The following is a 15,287-nucleotide window of genomic DNA, read 5'->3' as shown; positions in this document are numbered from 1 at the left end:
GACGCCCAGCGCTCAGCACCTGCTGGTGCACTTGGTGGTGGGGCAGACGGCGTTGGAGACCGCGGTGGCGACAGCGGCCTGGATTCCAATGATGCCGATGATCAAGCCGGTGACGGCGGGATCGGTGCCCCCGTGGACGTCTGCCTCGCTCAATTCGACGAGCTCGGCCTCGTCCCATGCGCCGAGGACATCTGTGTCTTTCTGCATGGCAATTCCCTCCTCTGTTTGTTCGTCAGTTGCAGTTGGGCTGGCATTCCTTGGACAGGGTGCAGAACAATCCGAACCCGCCGTTCCCCCCGTAGTGCGCGCTGACGCGAAGGTAGATGGGGATCAGTTGCCCCGGGGTGATGGTGCCGCCGTGCTGTGCGGCGTCGTGCAAGTCCTGTTCCGCGAGCTCTTCCACGAGGGAGATGTCTCCCTCGAATTCCTGATGCATTTTCTGTCTCCTTCGTCGGACTGATTACGGGCGCCGAGCGCCCCGCTCTTCCGGCGGCCCGTGAATTCATTCTGCGAGGCCGTTGTTGAATGGCCGCATGGCGAAGAGCGAGGTTCGCGCACAGGCCGTGCATACGGCCCGCACATGCGCCGGGCGGTCGGCGGTCGGCGATCGGCGTTGAGCGTCAGGCAGCCGGCGCCAGAGTCGCCACGAGACGCTGGGCCTCCGCGCGGTCCCAGTTCAGCGCCGCGGTCCGCATCGCCGCGACGTTCGGCGGCAGGCCGAGCCCCAGGTCGTCGGCGAACAGGCGCTGACACCGCCCGATGACGTCCAGGGCGCCGACGGCGTCGCCGTTGATGCAGTGCACCGCGGACAGCAGCTCCCAGAAGCGCTGCCGATAGGGCGCCTCGGCGATGGCGCTCTCGATCCGATAGGAGAGCGTTTCGGTGCGGTCGGCCAGGATGGCGGCGGTGAACAGGTCCTGGTACGCGTCGAAGCGCGCGCTGTTGAGCCCGGCGACATGCGCGCCGAACCAGCGGGTCGGGGGCAGGCTCGGGCCGAACGGGCCGCGCCACAGCGCCACCGTCTTCTCCAGCGCGGCCACCGAACGCTCCGCGTCGCCGCGCAGCAGCAGGTTGCGGCCGTGCCGGGCGGACACCATGAACATCGGTACGTCGAATTCCTCGGGGGCGACGTCCAGGGCGTAGCCGCTGAGGCTGCCGCGGCAGGTCCGCACCCGTCGGCTCAGGCCCGGTTCGACGTCGTCGAGGTCGCGGCGCAGCGCCGTGAGGTGACTGCGGATGTTGGCCGCGGCGGAGGCGGGCGGCTCATCCCACAGCAATTCGGTGAACTCGGCGATGGTGATGGCCTGTCCGGCGCGGAGCAGAAGGGCGGTGAGAATGGCTCGCCGGAGTGGCGAGGACGGTTCGTCTCCGTTGATGACTTTCATGGGGCCGAGAACTCTGAAGAGCATGAGCGATTCCGCCGCCCGTGGGTCCCGGTCGATGGTCGAGAGGGCCGCCGTTTCCCCCTCGCTTTTCATGGCTGTCTTGATGGCCGTCAACTCTCTTCTCCCCGTTTTCCAGCTCGTCGAGATCGAGCAGACCGTGATGCCGCGTGAATGCCGGCAATCAATGCCTACCAACGCGGCCCGGGCGGAACAACGGATGGACGGCGTCCCGGACAGTCCGCTGCCGTCCGACCCCTGTCCGGCCCCGTCCTGCCTGGTCACAGAGGTGCGCGGCGGTCGTCATGCACGTCCCGGACGGATCCGCCGCGGGTTGACAGGCAACCGGATGGTTGCCATTCTGGGTCGGCGGAGGGATGACCACATGGACGACGTGTTCCGGGCGCTCGCCGACGCCAGTCGCAGGCGTCTGCTTGACCGGCTTCATACGCGGAACGGGCAGACCCTGCGGGAGCTGTGCGAGGGCCTGGAAATGAGTCGGCAGGCCGTGAGCAAGCACCTGGCGGTGCTGGAGGCGGCCGGTCTGGTCACGGCCGTCCGGCGGGGGCGGGAGAAGCTGCACTATCTGAATCCGGTGCCCATCCAGGAGATATCGGATCGATGGATCGGCAAATACGAGCGCGGGCGGCTGAGCGCCCTCGGCCATCTCAAGCGGACCCTGGAAGGAACGACTGTGAGCAAGCCCGAATTCGTCTACGTGATGTACATCCAGACCACACCGGAGCGGCTGTACGAGGCGCTGACCGACGCCGAGTTCGCCCAGCGGTACTTCGGCGGCTGGGGGCCCAAGTCCGACTGGAAGGTCGGGTCGCCGGTGCTGTGGAAAATGGGCCCCGACGGGGATTACGAGGACCTGGACCAGCAGGTGCTGGAGGCTGAGCCGGGCAAGCGGCTCGCGTACAGCTGGCACCGGATCTTCCCGATGCACCGGGAGCTGTTCGGCTCGGACGAGGAATACGAGGAGGCCCGCAAGGAGAAGTCCAGGGTCGCCTTCGACATCGAACCGGCGGAGGAGCCGGGGATGGGTGTGAAGCTCACCATCACGCACGACGGGTTCGACAGCCCGGACAGCAAGATGCTGGAGGGTGTGAGCGGCGGCTGGGTGATGATCCTCTCGTCCCTGAAGACGCTCCTCGAGGGCGGCAAGCCGGTGGCGGAGCAGTAGGCCGTGTGGCCGGAGGCGGCGGGTGGGCTACCAGTTGCCCGTCGCCAGCTCCGCCACGACCGCCGCGTGGTCGGAGGGCCAGACGCCGACCTCGTCGACGGGTCCGTCGCCCGCGCGGCGTACGGAGCGGACGTGGCCGAGCCCGTCGGGTCCCGGCGGGCCGACGTGGATGTAGTCGATGCGCGCGCTCGGCTCGAAGGTCCGGGCGACGTACGGGTTGGCGGGGTCCCAGGTGGCCCACGGCGCCGCCGGGTCGGCGTACTCCCAGACGTCCAGGAGGACCTGCCCGGGGACGGCCGGGGCCGTACGGTATCCGCCGAGCAGCCGCATCTCGTCGGAGTCCGGCCAGGCGTTGTAGTCCCCGGTGACCACCGGCGGGAAGGGACCTGCGCCGCGGTGCTCGGCGATGAAGCGGGCCAGGGCGGTGACCTGGGCGCAGCGGACCGCGGACTCGTGCGGGTCGGCGTTGAGGTGGGTGGTGAAGAACGGCGCGGGGTGGCCGGGCGCGTCCACCAGGGCGTACAGGGCCAGCCGCCCGTCGTCCGGGCCGCCCGCGGCCGGCAGCCGCGCCACGTCCCGCTCGGCGATGGGCCAGCGGCTGAGCACCGCGTTGCCGAAGTTGATGGTCGGGTCCCCGATACGGCGCTGCCACTTCTGGGGGGAGTCGGAGGCGGCCCAGGTCCAGTGCATGCCGAGCTCCTGTGCGAGCCAGCCCGCGAGGTTCTCGTCGCCGTCCGCCCACACCTCCTGCAGCCCGAGCACGTCCGGCCGCACCGAGCGCAGGACGGCGAGGATGGCTTCGCGGCGCCGCTCCCACGGGCCGAACCGCCACCACACATTCCACGTCATCACGCGCATACCGCCGCTCCCACCTTCCCATTCGCCGCGTGTGGTGATCACCTTCCGGGTGCGATCATCACAATCTCGACCAGATGCGGCGCGGGGCGTCGATCAAACGGCTGAGCGCCACGACCGGCAGCGGCGGCTGGGCGGCCCGGTCGGGGGTCAGGGTGAGCGCGTAGTAGATCTGCTCCAGGGAGGGCGGGCCGACGGCCAGATTGCGGCGCGCGGCCGCGGGGCCGGTCTGCTCGCCCGTACGGACCAGATACGCGGCGGACATCGTGCCCGTACGGCCCACCCCCGCGCCACAGTGGACGAACACCCGGCCGGGCGCGGTGCGGACGACGTCCAGGAAGCGGTCGACCTTGCCGGGCTCGGGCGTCTGACCGTCCCGGATCGGAAGCCGGACCACCCGCAGCCCGGCCCGCTCCGGCAACGCGAGCTGCCGGGCCGTCAGGTCCTCGGCGCGCAGGTCGACGACGGTGGTGAAGCGCAGCCGCGCCAGCCGCCGGTAGCCCTCGGGGGAGGGGGCCGAGCCCCGCCACAATCGCCCGGCCCGGTCCACCGGCTGGAAGTGGTGGATGCCACGGACGGCGACGGTGTGCGGGGGCTCGGGGGTGCGCTCGCCTACGAGATGGGACAGGAGCAGGATGCCGAGGGCGCCGGTGGCCCACAGCAGCAGGGGGCGGGGCGGGCCCGAGCAGGCCGGCGCCGCGCGCCGGGCGGGCGGCTAGCCCGGTGATGGGGCGGCTCTGGTCGGCGGCCGCGCCACCGCGGGGTCGGCCGGGCCGCCCGGCGGTTCCGTACGCAGCAGCCTGCCGCGCCGCGTGAGGTGGCAGTCGGTGCCGGACCGGGTGCGGCGCGCCGAGTCCAGGACGGTCCGTACGGCCGCGCGGAAGGCGTCCCGGCCGCGTACGTCGAGGACCGATGCGAACTGCCCGGCCATGGAGGAATCATGGGTGTCCTCCTGCGGCGAGGAGGACCGTACGACCAGAGGGCGGGCCCCGTCGGCGGACAGCTCGCGCCACGCCTGGTGTGTGGTCAACCCGTCCTCGTCCGGTGTCTCGGACTCGGAGCCGTGAAGGATCACAAAACCGGGCAGGGCGGGGAGTCCCGCACCGGCCGCGCGGGCCAGATGCGCGGCCTTGGAGCCCGCGGCGGCGGGCTGCCGCGCGAGGGGATGAACCAGGGGGACAACATGGGTCGTGCGCGTGTCGATCGTCGTCATCGGACACCCTCCCGTTCCGGCCGCCAACAAGGGGGACGCGCGGGGTGGGCCCGTTGCCTGACAGCGGGACGAAGGGCGGGGCCGCGCCCGGTCCGGTTCGCGGCCCGGGGCAATAAATCCCCATCTGGTGAAATATTCGCAGCGCGTTGTCCTGCGGGCCAGGTCATGGACGGTTTCCGGTCACTGGAGGGGGTCGTTCCGGTCAGTGTGCGGACCCCGGCCGTGGATCGCGTGATTGACGAGACGTCACGGATTGATAACTCCAGAAAATCGTGCAACCCTTCCGGCTTCACGCGGGTCGTATGTGGCGTCAGGCTTCCTGGGGGAGGATTCCGGGGGGGAATCCAGGGAAGAAGAGGAAGCCTTGCGGAGGGGGAAGCGAGGGGCCCGGTCCATGGACCGGGCCCCTCGAAACATGTCTGTCCCTTCCCCCGGGAGCCCGTTCCCGCTGCGCGCCCGCCCGTACGTCGAGCAGGAGGAAGGGCCGCTGATCAGAACGGAACGCCGCACCTCAGCAGCACATTCGCGTACGGCCGCGCCTCCCCCGTCCGTACCACCAGCCGCGCCGTAGCCGTCCGTGCCTTCAGGTCCTCGTGCGGCACCAGCTCCAGCGCCGGCCCGGGGAAGAGGCCGTCCAGCAGCGTGGTCGCGGACGGGTTGTGCTCCCGTACCTCCAGGGCCGCCGTGGCCCCCTCGATCACCAGCTCGTCGAGCAGCACCGTCAGCACCTGCTCGAAGGACGGCACCCCCGCCACGAGGGCGAGGTCGACCACGGCCGGGCCGCCCGGTCCGGCGGGGATGGGGAGTCCGGCGTCGCAGACCATCACCATGTCGGTGTGGCCCAACTCGGCTATCGCCCCGCTCAGCCGGCGGTTGAAGATCCCGGATCGTTTCATCGCGCCGCGACCTCCTCGGCCGTGGGGAAGGACTCCTGCGCGCCGGCGCGGGTCACGGCGGCAGCGCCGACCCGTACGGCGAACCGGACCGCCGTCTCGAGGTCGTCGCCGACGCCCAGGCGCCAGGACAGCGCGCCGGTGAAGGCGTCCCCGGCGCCGGTGGTGTCCACCGCCTTGACCGGGAGGCTGGGGACCAGGACCGTACGGTCGCGGTCGGCGACGAGCGCGCCCGCGGCGCCCAGGGTGATCACCACCGAGCGCGGGCCGCGCGCCAGCAGGGCGGCCGCCCAGGCTTCGGGGGCCTCCTCCCGGCCCGCCGGGTCGTCGCCCAGCAGGAAGCGCGCCTCGTGCTCGTTGACCACGAGCGGATCGCAGGCGGCCAGCACCTCGGCGGGGAGCGGGGCGGGGGGCGAGGGGTTCAGGACGATACGCGGGCCGACGCCCTGAGGTCCCTCGCCCGCCGTACGGACCACCTCCACGACCGTCGCGACCGTCTCCAGCGGTATCTCCAGCTGCAGCGAGACCACACCGGCCGAGGCCAGCAGACCGGCCGCGGCCCGTACGTCCTCTGGGCTCAGCCGGGCGTTGGCGCCGGGGGAGACCACGATGCTGTTGTCGCCGGACGGGTCCACGGTGATCAGCGCCACGCCGGTGGGCGCGCCGCCGACCAGGACGCCCGCGGTGTCCACGCCCGCGTCCCGCTGCGACTCCAGCAGCAGACGGCCGTGTCCGTCGTCGCCGACGCGCGCCAGCAGGGCCGTACGGGCGCCCAGTCGGGCGGCGGCGACGGCCTGGTTGGCGCCCTTGCCGCCCGGGTGGACGGCGAGGTCGGAACCGAGGACGGTCTCCCCGGCGGCCGGGCGGCGTTCGACTCCGATCACCAGGTCGGCGTTGGCCGACCCTACGACCAGCAGGTCGTAGTCGGGCATCCTGTACGTCCTTTCGTTTCGCTGTGTGTGCCTGAGGGGTTCAGGTGCTCCGGCCGGCCCCGGGGCGGGGCCGGCCGGTCCCGCTTCACTTCGCGGCGACGACCTTCACCGGCACCTTCACCATCTGGTCGACCTTCTGCCCCTTCGCGACCCTGATCGCGTTCTGCACGGCCATCTTGCCCAGCTCCTTGGGCTGCTGGGCGACGGTCGCCGCGAGCGTGCCGTTCTGGACCGCCTTGAGGCCGTCCGGGGTGCCGTCGAAGCCGACGACCTTGACGGACTTGCCCGCCTTGGAGCCGAGCGCCTTGACCGCGCCGAGCGCCATCTCGTCGTTCTCGGCGAAGATCCCGTCGATGCCCGAGTGGGCCTGCAGCAGGTTGGTGGTCACGTCCAGGCCCTTGGTGCGGTCGAAGTCCGCGGGCTGCTTGGCGACGACCTGGATGCCCGGGTAGGACTTCAGGCCCTCCGCGAAGCCCTGGCCGCGCTCGCGCGAGGCCGAGGTGCCGGCGGTGCCCTGGAGGACCAGGATCCGGCCCTTGCCGCCGAGCTGTTCGGCCAGCGTCTTGGCGGCGAGCTTGCCGCCCGCGATGTTGTCGGAGGCGACGAGGGTGGCGATGTCCGCCTTGTTGACGGTGCGGTCGGCGGCGAGTACGGGGATGCCGGCCTTGTTGGCCGCCCGGACGGACGGTCCTGAGGCGTCGGAGTCCACCGGGTTGATGATGATCGTCTTCACGTTCTGGCTGGTGAAGTTCTGTATCTGGTTGGCCTGCTGGGAGGCGTCGTTCTGGGCGTCGGTGACGGAGAGGCTGATGCCCTGGGCCTTGGCCTCGGCCTGCGCGCCCTGCTTCAGCTGGACGAAGAAGGGGTTGTTGAGGGTGGAGACCGACAGGGCCACCTTGATCTTGCCCCCGCTCCCGGAGGAGTCGGAACGCCACACCGAGGCGCCGACCACGACCGCCACCACGGCGACGGCCGCGACCGCGTACTTCCCGATCTGGGCGGGCGTCAGCCTGCCCCCGGGGCCGCCGGCTCCGCCCGCGGCTCCGCCGGGCGCGCCCGGGCGGGAACCGGCGCGGCGGCGCACGGTGTCGAGCAGCACGGCCAGCGCGATGACGACGCCGATGACGACCTGCTGCCAGAAGGCGGAGACTTCCAGCAGGTTGAGCCCGTTGCGCAGGACGGCGAGGATCAGCGCGCCGATGAGCGTGCCGGACGCCTTGCCGACGCCGCCGGAGAGGCTGGCGCCGCCGATGACGACCGCGGCGATGGCGTCGAGTTCGTAGCCGACCGCGGCCTGGGGCTGCGCGGAGGACAGGCGGGAGGCGAGCACGATGCCCGCGACGGCCGCGAAGGCGCCGGACAGGGCGTAGATGGCCAGCTTCTGGCGGTTGACGCGGATACCGGAGAGCCGGGCGGCCTCCTCGTTGCCGCCGATCGCGTACATGGTGCGGCCGACGTACGTACGGGCCAGGATGCCCGCGGTGATCAGGCCCATCACGACCATGATGATCACCGGGACCGGCAGCCAGCCGCCGATGGTGTCGCCGAGGTGCGAGACCGAGTCGGGGAAGGGGATCGGGCTGCCCTGGGAGATGACCAGGGACAGACCGCGGCCGACCGACAGCATGGCGAGGGTGGCGATGAACGGCGGCAGCTTGCCGAAGGAGATCAGCGCGCCGCTGACGAGGCCGCAGGCCAGACCGGTGGCGAGCGCGAGGATCACCGCGAGCCACACCGGAAGGCCCTGCGAGGTCGCCGACCAGGCCAGCACGGTGGCGGACAGCGCGGCCACCGAGCCGACCGACAGGTCGATCCCGGCCGAGACGATGACGAAGGTGACGCCGAAGGCGAGGATCGCGGTGACCGCTGCCTGGACGCCGACGTTGAGCAGGTTGTCGGTGGTGAGGAAGTCGCCGGACAGCAGCGACATGGCCGCGAGAAGCAGCACCAGGGCGCTCAGCGCGCCGTTGTCGAGCAGCACCCGGCGCAACACCGCCGGGCCGCCGGAGCCCTGCTGTGCCTGACCGGGCTTCATCGTGTCAGTGGCCACGGGAGCCCTCCTTTTCCTCGGTGTCGTCGAGCGCCTCGACGACCTTGACGTCCTTCACGGCCAGGGCCATCACGGCGTCCTGGGTCGCTTCTTCGCGGTTGAGTTCGCCGGTGATCCGGCCCTGTGCCATGACCAGGACCCGGTCGCTCATGCCCAGCACCTCGGGGAGGTCGCTGGAGATCATCAGCACCGCGTGCCCGGAGGCGGTGAGTTCGTTGATGAGCTGGTAGATCTCGACCTTGGCGCCCACGTCGATACCGCGGGTGGGCTCGTCGAGGATGAGCACCTTGCTGTCGGCCAGCAGCCACTTGCCGATGACGACCTTCTGCTGGTTGCCGCCGGACAGGGTGCGCACGCGCTGCTCGAGACCGGCCATGCGGACCGCCAGCTGCTCGGAGATCCGGGCCGCCGCGCGGCGCTGCCCGGCCCGGTCGACGAGCCCGGCGCGGGTGGCGGAGCGCAGCGTGACCAGGCCCAGGTTCTCCTGGACGGAGGCGTCCAGGACCAGGCCCTGGCCCTTGCGGTCCTCGGGCACGAGCCCGACGCCGGCGGCCATGGCGGCGCCCACGTCGTGCCGGGGCAGCCGCTCGCCGAGGACTTCGACGGTGCCGTCGTCGTACGGATCGGCGCCGAAGACGGCCCGTACGACCTCGGTGCGGCCCGCGCCGACGAGTCCGGCGAGCCCCACCACCTCCCCGGCCCGCACCTCGAAGGCGACGTCGTGGAAGACGCCGTTCCGGGTCAGGCCCTGGACCTTGAGCAGGGGCGCCCCGGCTTCGGCCGGCCGCCGCGGGTACTGCTGTTCGATGGAGCGGCCCACCATCAGCCGGACCAGTTCGTCCTCTTCGGTGGTGGCCGGGACCTGGGTGACGCTGCGACCGTCGCGCAGGACGGTGACGCGGTCGCCGAGGGCCGCTATCTCCTCCAGGTGGTGGGTGATGAAGACGACGCCGACGCCGTCCGCGCGCAGGGCGCGGACGATCCGGAAGAGCTTGTCGACCTCCTCGGTGGTGAGCACCGCGGTCGGCTCGTCCATGATCAGGACGCGGGCGTCCAGGGACAGCGCCTTGGCGATCTCGACCATCTGGAGCCGGGCGATGCCCAGGTCGCGCACCCGGTCGCTGGGGGAGACATCGACCCCGACGCGGGCCAGCAGCTCGGCGGCCCGCTCGTGCATGGTCCTGCGGTCGATCAGCCCCAGTCGGCGCGGCTGGCGGCCCAGGAAGATGTTCTCGGCGACGCTGAGGTCGGGGACGAGGTTGAACTCCTGGTAAATGGTGGCGATCCCGAGCCGCTCGGCGTCCTGGGCGCCGTGGATGCGCGCCGGGGAGCCGTCAACGAGGATGCGGCCGCCGTCGGGACGGTAGGCGCCGGAGAGCATCTTGATCAGCGTGCTCTTGCCCGCGCCGTTCTCGCCCAGCAGGACGTGCACCTCGCCGCGGCGCAGATCGAAGTCGACACCGTCGAGCGCGACCACTCCGGGGAAGGTCTTGCGGACGCCCTCCATGCGCAGCAGCTCGGCCGCGCCCCCCGCACTCGGCGGCACGCCCTGCGGCGGCTGTATGGCGCTCGGCGTGCTCATGGCTTGCTCCCTTCGGGCTCGCCGCACGAGCGGCGAGTGATAAGGCGGGCGGACAGGATCACCGAGTCGGTGGGCCGCCCCTCGACGCGGTCGATCAGCGCGCGCACGGCGGCGCGGCCCAGTTCGCCCGTCGGCTGGGCGATGGCGGTGATCGGGGGATCGGTGTGGACGAACCACGGGACGTCGTCGAACGCGGCGAGCGCCACGTCGCCGGGCACCCGCAGGCCGCGCGCGCGGATCTCGTCCATCGCGCCGAGCGCCATGAGGTTGTCCGCGGCGAAGATGACGTCCGGGGGTTCGGGCAGATCGAGGAAGCGGGCGGTCACCCGCCGTCCGCTGTCCGCCTGGAAGTCGCCCTGGCCTACGAAGTCGGCCGGCAGGGCAAGACCGAACTCGTGCAGCGCGGACCGGAAGGCCTCCACGCGCTCGCGTCCGGTGGTGGTGGCGGCCGGTCCGGCGACGATGGCGAGCCGACGGTGGCCGAGCGCGTGCAGATGGGCCACCAGGTCGCGTACCGCGCCCGTGCCGTCCGTACGGACCACGGGGACGTCCACGCCCTTGATCCAGCGGTCGACGAAGACCATAGGGATGCCCGAACGGGCGGCGTCCAGCATCAGCGGGGAGCCGCCGTCGGTGGGGCTGACCAGCAGGCCGTCGATGCGGCGGTCCATGAGGGTGCGTACATGGTGGTCCTGAAGGTCGGGGCGCTCATCGGCATTCCCGATCACCACGCTGTAGCCCAGCGCGCGGGCCTCGTCCTCGACCGAGCGGGCGAGCTCGGTGAAGAACGGGTTGAGTACGTCGCTGATCACCAGCCCGAGGGTCCGGGTCTGGTCGGTGCGCAGCGAGCGGGCCACGGCGTTGGGGCGGTAGCCGAGCTCGGCGACGGCGGTGAGCACCCGGTCACGGGTGTCCGCGCGGACGGACGGATGGTCGTTGAGCACGCGGGAGACCGTTGCCACGGACACTCCGGCGTGGTGCGCCACGTCCTTGATGCTCGCCATTCCACCTCCTCGTGGAATCGATTACAAGGAGGATTGGAATCGATTACACGAGACCGGGCAAGGGTCCGGGGGTGGCTGAAACCGGATCGTAATATTCCGGTCACTGGGGGCCTATGGGGGTTATGCACAGGGTTATGCACAGGGCCGGGGGGCGTGTCGGCGTCCGGCGGTACCGTCGGGACATGCTCAAACTCGCGGTGGTCGAAGGGGTCCTGGAGCGGATCACCTACGCCAATGAGGAGAACGGCTATACGGTCGCCCGGGTCGACACCGGCCGCGGCTCCGGCGATCTGCTGACCGTCGTCGGCTCGCTGCTGGGCGCGCAGCCCGGCGAGTCGCTGCGGATGGAGGGCCGCTGGGGCTCCCACCCGCAGTACGGCAAGCAGTTCACCGTCGAGAACTACACCACCGTGCTGCCCGCCACCGTCCAGGGCATCCGGCGCTATCTGGGCTCCGGCCTGATCAAGGGCATCGGGCCCGTCTTCGCCGACCGCATCACCGAGCACTTCGGCCTGGACACCCTGCAGATCATCGAGGAGGAGCCGAAGCGGCTGATCGAGGTCCCCGGCCTCGGCCCGAAGCGCACGAAGAAGATCGCCGATGCCTGGGAGGAGCAGAAGGCGATCAAGGAGGTCATGCTCTTCCTCCAGACGGTGGAGGTGTCCACGTCCATCGCCGTGCGGATCTACAAGAAGTACGGCGACGCCTCGATCTCGGTCGTGAAGAACGAGCCGTACCGGCTGGCCGCCGATGTCTGGGGCATCGGCTTTCTGACCGCCGACAAGATCGCCCAGTCCGTCGGCATCCCGCACGACAGCCCCGAGCGGGTCAAGGCCGGATTGCAGTACGCGCTGTCCCAGTCGACGGACAACGGCCACTGCTTCCTCCCCGAGGAGCAACTGATCGCGGACTCGGTCAAGTTGCTCCAGGTCGACACCGGCCTGGTCATCGAGTGCCTGGCCGAGCTGGCCGACGAGGAGGGCGTGGTGCGCGAGAGCGTGCCGGGCCCGGACGGCGGCGAGCCGGTCACGGCCGTGTATCTGGTGCCGTTCCACCGCGCCGAGATCTCCCTCGCCGGCCAGGTGCTGCGGCTGCTGCGCGGCGGGGAGGACCGTATGCCCGGCTTCCAGGACGTGGACTGGGACAAGGCGCTCGCCTGGCTCGCTCAGCGCACCGGGGCCGATCTGGCCCCTGAGCAGAGCCAGGCGGTCCGGCTCGCGCTGACCGAGAAGGTCGCGGTGCTGACCGGCGGGCCGGGCTGCGGCAAGTCCTTCACCGTGCGGTCCGTGGTGGAGCTGGCGCGCGCCAAGAAGGCCAAGGTGGTGCTCGCGGCCCCCACCGGCCGGGCCGCCAAGCGGCTGGCCGAGCTGACCGGCGCCGAGGCGTCCACGGTCCATCGGCTGCTGGAGCTCAAGCCCGGCGGGGACGCGGCATACGACCGGGACCGGCCGCTGGACGCCGATCTGGTGGTGGTGGACGAGGCGTCCATGCTCGATCTGCTGCTGGCCAACAAGCTGGTCAAGGCGGTCCCGCCGGGCGCCCATCTGCTCTTCGTCGGGGATGTGGACCAGCTGCCGAGCGTCGGCGCGGGCGAGGTGCTGCGCGATCTGCTGGCCGACGGCAGCCCCGTCCCGGCGGTGCGGCTGACCAGGATCTTCCGCCAGGCCCAGCAGTCCGGCGTGGTCACCAACGCCCACCGGATCAACTCCGGCGTGCCGCCGATCACCCACGGCATGCCCGACTTCTTCCTGTTCGCCGAGGAGGACACCGAGGCCGCCGGGAAGCTCACGGTGGATGTGGCGGCCCGTCGGATCCCCGCCAAGTTCGGCCTCGACCCGCGCCGAGATGTGCAGGTCCTGGCCCCGATGCACCGCGGTCCGGCGGGCGCCGGGACGCTCAATGGCCTCCTCCAGCAGTCCATCACCCCGGCCCGGCCGGATCTGCCCGAGCGGCGCTTCGGCGGCCGGACCTTCCGCGTCGGCGACAAGGTGACCCAGATCCGCAACAATTATGAGAAAGGGGCCAATGGGGTCTTCAACGGCACGGTGGGCGTCGTCACCTCCCTCGACAGCGATGAGCAGCGCCTGACCGTGCTGACCGACGAGGACGAGGAGGTGGCGTACGACTTCGACGAGCTGGACGAGCTGGCACACGCCTATGCGGTGACCATCCACCGCTCACAGGGCAGCGAGTACCCGGCCGTGGTCATCCCGGTGACCACCGGCGCCTGGATGATGCTGCAGCGCAATCTGCTGTATACGGCGGTGACCCGCGCCAAGCGCCTGGTGGTGCTCGTCGGCTCGCGCCGCGCCCTGGGACAGGCGGTGCGCACGGTGTCGGCGGGCAGGAGGTGCACCGCACTGGACCACCGGCTCGGCTCGTTCGGCACCTGAGGTTCGGTGAGCTTCGGTGAGCTGCGGTGGATTCGGTGGATTCGGTCATGAAGTTCATGCGTGAGGTTCGGAGCGAACGTGTCGGGAGGGTTTCCGGACCGTCACGAACGGGGCAGGATGGCCGTGGGCGCGGCACTCAGTGCCGCCAAAAGGCCCTTCGGCCGACCCCGAGTGCACGTTCATCGTCCGAATGGGGGAAGGTGGGGGGAGTCAGGGCACCTCGAAGAAGAGAACCAGACGTCGGTGAGGGATGACGTGAGTGACAACTCTGTAGTACTGCGGTACGGGGACGGCGAATACACCTACCCGGTGGTCGACAGCACTGTCGGCGACGAGGGCTTCGACATCGGCAAGCTTCGCGCCCAGACCGGTCTGGTGACCCTGGACTCCGGTTACGGCAATACCGCCGCGTACAAATCCGCGATCACCTATCTCGACGGTGAGCAGGGGATCCTGCGCTACCGCGGCTACCCCATTGAGCAGCTGGCGGAGCGCGCCACGTTCCTCGAGACGGCCTTCCTGCTGATCAACGGGGAGCTGCCGACCGTCGACGAGCTGGCCGAATTCCGCGACCAGATCACCACGCACACGCTGCTGCACGAGGACGTCAAGCGGTTCTACGACGGCTTCCCGCGTGACGCCCACCCGATGGCGATGCTGTCCTCCGTGGTCAGCGCGCTGTCGACGTTCTATCAGGACAGCCACAACCCGCACGACGAGAAGCAGCGCTACCTCTCCACGATCCGGCTGCTGGCCAAGCTGCCCACGATCGCGGCGTACGCGTACAAGAAGTCCGTCGGCCACCCGTTCGTCTACCCGCGTAACGACCTGGGCTACGTCGAGAACTTCCTGCGGATGACCTTCTCGGTCCCGGCGCAGGAGTACGAGCTCGACCCGATCGTGGTCAGCGCCCTGGACAAGCTGCTGATTCTGCACGCCGACCACGAGCAGAACTGTTCGACCTCCACGGTCCGCCTCGTCGGCTCCTCGCAGGCCAATATGTTCGCCTCCATCTCGGCGGGCATCAACGCGCTGTGGGGTCCGCTGCACGGCGGCGCCAACCAGTCCGTGCTGGAGATGCTGGAGGGCATCCAGGCGTCCGGCGGCGACGTCGACACCTTCATCCGCAAGGTGAAGAACAAGGAAGACGGCGTGAAGCTCATGGGCTTCGGGCACCGCGTCTACAAGAACTTCGACCCCCGGGCGAAGATCATCAAGTCGGCGGCGCACGACGTCCTCTCGGCCCTCGGCAAGTCCGACGAGCTGCTCGACATCGCGCTCAAGCTCGAAGAGCACGCGCTCGCCGACGACTACTTCGTCTCGCGCAAGCTCTACCCGAACGTGGACTTCTACACCGGTCTGATCTACCGGGCGATGGGCTTCCCGACCGAGATGTTCACGGTCCTGTTCGCGCTCGGCCGGCTGCCGGGCTGGATCGCCCAGTGGCACGAGATGATCAAGGAGCCGGGCTCCCGTATCGGCCGTCCGCGCCAGATCTACACGGGCGTCGTCGAGCGCGACTTCGTCCCGGTGGAGCAGCGCTGACACCGGGTGCCACCCGGGCCCGGAGAGCCGAGCCCTGAAGAGGTGCAGAAAGCGCCCCGCTGCCGATCCCCCCACGGGTCGGAGCGGGGCGCTTTCCATTCCCGGTTACGGATTCCCCCCACGGGATCCGGCCGGGGGTCTGTTGGCCGCGCAAGCCCACAGAAGCCCACAGTCTCGTCACGCACAACGCGAGCTGCCGGGACGCGTACGTTACGGGAGGGCCGCTCAAAGCTCCCCGGGTACGTCGCCCCG

At 70.5% G+C, this 15,287-nt stretch carries 14 protein-coding genes; 3 read left to right on the top strand and 11 right to left on the bottom strand.

The features are described from left to right. Positions 1-12: 12 nt before the first annotated feature. The 3 genes from ACFV2X_RS03790 to ACFV2X_RS03780 all read right to left on the bottom strand — a co-directional run bounded on the left by ACFV2X_RS03790 (position 13) and on the right by ACFV2X_RS03780 (position 1,478). Positions 13-207 carry a class II lanthipeptide, LchA2/BrtA2 family gene (locus tag ACFV2X_RS03790; RefSeq protein WP_385610983.1) on the bottom strand — a complete coding sequence of 65 codons (195 nt, stop codon included), beginning with the start codon at positions 205-207 and terminating at the stop codon, positions 13-15. Between the two features lie 25 nt (positions 208-232). Then, positions 233-436 carry a plantaricin C family lantibiotic gene (locus ACFV2X_RS03785; RefSeq protein ID WP_385610981.1) on the bottom strand — a complete coding sequence of 68 codons (204 nt, stop codon included), beginning with the start codon at positions 434-436 and terminating at the stop codon, positions 233-235. 184 nt (positions 437-620) lie between these two features. Further along, positions 621-1,478 (bottom strand): BTAD domain-containing putative transcriptional regulator, encoded by an 858-nt coding sequence (locus tag ACFV2X_RS03780; protein ID WP_385610979.1) that lies wholly within the window; start codon positions 1,476-1,478, stop codon positions 621-623. A 289-nt stretch (positions 1,479-1,767) separates the two neighbouring features. Between ACFV2X_RS03780 and ACFV2X_RS03775 the strand changes: the two genes are divergently transcribed. Continuing rightward, positions 1,768-2,568 (top strand): ArsR/SmtB family transcription factor, encoded by an 801-nt coding sequence (locus tag ACFV2X_RS03775; RefSeq protein ID WP_385610976.1) that lies wholly within the window; start codon positions 1,768-1,770, stop codon positions 2,566-2,568. A 27-nt stretch (positions 2,569-2,595) separates the two neighbouring features. Here ACFV2X_RS03775 and ACFV2X_RS03770 read toward each other — a convergent pair whose 3' ends face one another. From ACFV2X_RS03770 to ACFV2X_RS03735, 8 genes are all read right to left on the bottom strand, one after another. Continuing rightward, complete coding sequence (locus tag ACFV2X_RS03770; RefSeq protein ID WP_385610973.1) at positions 2,596-3,426, bottom strand: endonuclease/exonuclease/phosphatase family protein; 831 nt, start codon at positions 3,424-3,426, stop codon at positions 2,596-2,598. Positions 3,427-3,484: 58 nt separating this feature from the next. Beyond that, complete coding sequence (locus ACFV2X_RS03765) at positions 3,485-3,973, bottom strand: dual specificity protein phosphatase family protein (protein ID WP_385610971.1); 489 nt, start codon at positions 3,971-3,973, stop codon at positions 3,485-3,487. Positions 3,974-4,138: 165 nt separating this feature from the next. Next, positions 4,139-4,636 (bottom strand): PEP/pyruvate-binding domain-containing protein, encoded by a 498-nt coding sequence (locus ACFV2X_RS03760; RefSeq protein WP_385610968.1) that lies wholly within the window; start codon positions 4,634-4,636, stop codon positions 4,139-4,141. Between the two features lie 491 nt (positions 4,637-5,127). Further along, the gene (gene rbsD / locus ACFV2X_RS03755; RefSeq protein WP_385610965.1) at positions 5,128-5,532 is read right to left on the bottom strand and encodes a D-ribose pyranase; all 405 of its coding nucleotides are present in this window, start codon (positions 5,530-5,532) and stop codon (positions 5,128-5,130) included. Continuing rightward, positions 5,529-6,461, bottom strand: a complete 933-nt coding sequence (gene rbsK, locus ACFV2X_RS03750) for a ribokinase (RefSeq protein WP_385610962.1) — start codon at positions 6,459-6,461, stop codon at positions 5,529-5,531. Before rbsK ends, rbsD begins: the two co-directional genes overlap by 4 nt. 85 nt (positions 6,462-6,546) lie before the next feature. Beyond that, the gene (locus ACFV2X_RS03745) at positions 6,547-8,511 is read right to left on the bottom strand and encodes a substrate-binding domain-containing protein (RefSeq protein ID WP_385610959.1); all 1,965 of its coding nucleotides are present in this window, start codon (positions 8,509-8,511) and stop codon (positions 6,547-6,549) included. Continuing rightward, complete coding sequence (locus tag ACFV2X_RS03740) at positions 8,501-10,093, bottom strand: sugar ABC transporter ATP-binding protein (protein WP_385610957.1); 1,593 nt, start codon at positions 10,091-10,093, stop codon at positions 8,501-8,503. Before ACFV2X_RS03740 ends, ACFV2X_RS03745 begins: the two co-directional genes overlap by 11 nt. Then, a complete protein-coding gene (locus tag ACFV2X_RS03735) occupies positions 10,090-11,097 on the bottom strand; it encodes a LacI family DNA-binding transcriptional regulator (protein WP_385610954.1) in 1,008 nt (335 codons plus the stop codon). Before ACFV2X_RS03735 ends, ACFV2X_RS03740 begins: the two co-directional genes overlap by 4 nt. A gap of 182 nt (positions 11,098-11,279) precedes the next feature. Between ACFV2X_RS03735 and ACFV2X_RS03730 the strand changes: the two genes are divergently transcribed. Both ACFV2X_RS03730 and ACFV2X_RS03725 read left to right on the top strand, forming a co-directional pair. After that, entirely contained in the window at positions 11,280-13,490 is a 2,211-nt protein-coding gene (locus ACFV2X_RS03730; RefSeq protein WP_385610951.1) for an ATP-dependent RecD-like DNA helicase, read from the top strand. Between the two features lie 255 nt (positions 13,491-13,745). Then, the gene (locus tag ACFV2X_RS03725; protein ID WP_385610948.1) at positions 13,746-15,035 is read left to right on the top strand and encodes a citrate synthase; all 1,290 of its coding nucleotides are present in this window, start codon (positions 13,746-13,748) and stop codon (positions 15,033-15,035) included. Positions 15,036-15,287: the final 252 nt, after the last annotated feature.

Origin of the sequence: Streptomyces sp. NPDC059679 (assembly GCF_042734105.1) — a bacterium.
Lineage (GTDB): Bacteria > Actinomycetota > Actinomycetes > Streptomycetales > Streptomycetaceae > Streptomyces.
The sequence above is the reverse complement of the archived record's forward strand: the minus strand, read 5'-3'. Positions and strand labels throughout refer to the sequence as shown.

Coding starts and splice junctions, on each gene's coding strand:
- ACFV2X_RS03790 (WP_385610983.1), bottom strand. CDS start 207: ATGCAGAAAGACACAGATGTCCTCGGCGCATGGGACGAGGCCGAGCTC.
- ACFV2X_RS03785 (WP_385610981.1), bottom strand. CDS start 436: ATGCATCAGGAATTCGAGGGAGACATCTCCCTCGTGGAAGAGCTCGCG.
- ACFV2X_RS03780 (WP_385610979.1), bottom strand. CDS start 1,478: ATGAAAAGCGAGGGGGAAACGGCGGCCCTCTCGACCATCGACCGGGAC.
- ACFV2X_RS03775 (WP_385610976.1), top strand. CDS start 1,768: ATGGACGACGTGTTCCGGGCGCTCGCCGACGCCAGTCGCAGGCGTCTG.
- ACFV2X_RS03770 (WP_385610973.1), bottom strand. CDS start 3,426: ATGCGCGTGATGACGTGGAATGTGTGGTGGCGGTTCGGCCCGTGGGAG.
- ACFV2X_RS03760 (WP_385610968.1), bottom strand. CDS start 4,636: ATGACGACGATCGACACGCGCACGACCCATGTTGTCCCCCTGGTTCAT.
- rbsD (WP_385610965.1), bottom strand. CDS start 5,532: ATGAAACGATCCGGGATCTTCAACCGCCGGCTGAGCGGGGCGATAGCC.
- rbsK (WP_385610962.1), bottom strand. CDS start 6,461: ATGCCCGACTACGACCTGCTGGTCGTAGGGTCGGCCAACGCCGACCTG.
- ACFV2X_RS03740 (WP_385610957.1), bottom strand. CDS start 10,093: ATGAGCACGCCGAGCGCCATACAGCCGCCGCAGGGCGTGCCGCCGAGT.
- ACFV2X_RS03735 (WP_385610954.1), bottom strand. CDS start 11,097: ATGGCGAGCATCAAGGACGTGGCGCACCACGCCGGAGTGTCCGTGGCA.
- ACFV2X_RS03730 (WP_385610951.1), top strand. CDS start 11,280: ATGCTCAAACTCGCGGTGGTCGAAGGGGTCCTGGAGCGGATCACCTAC.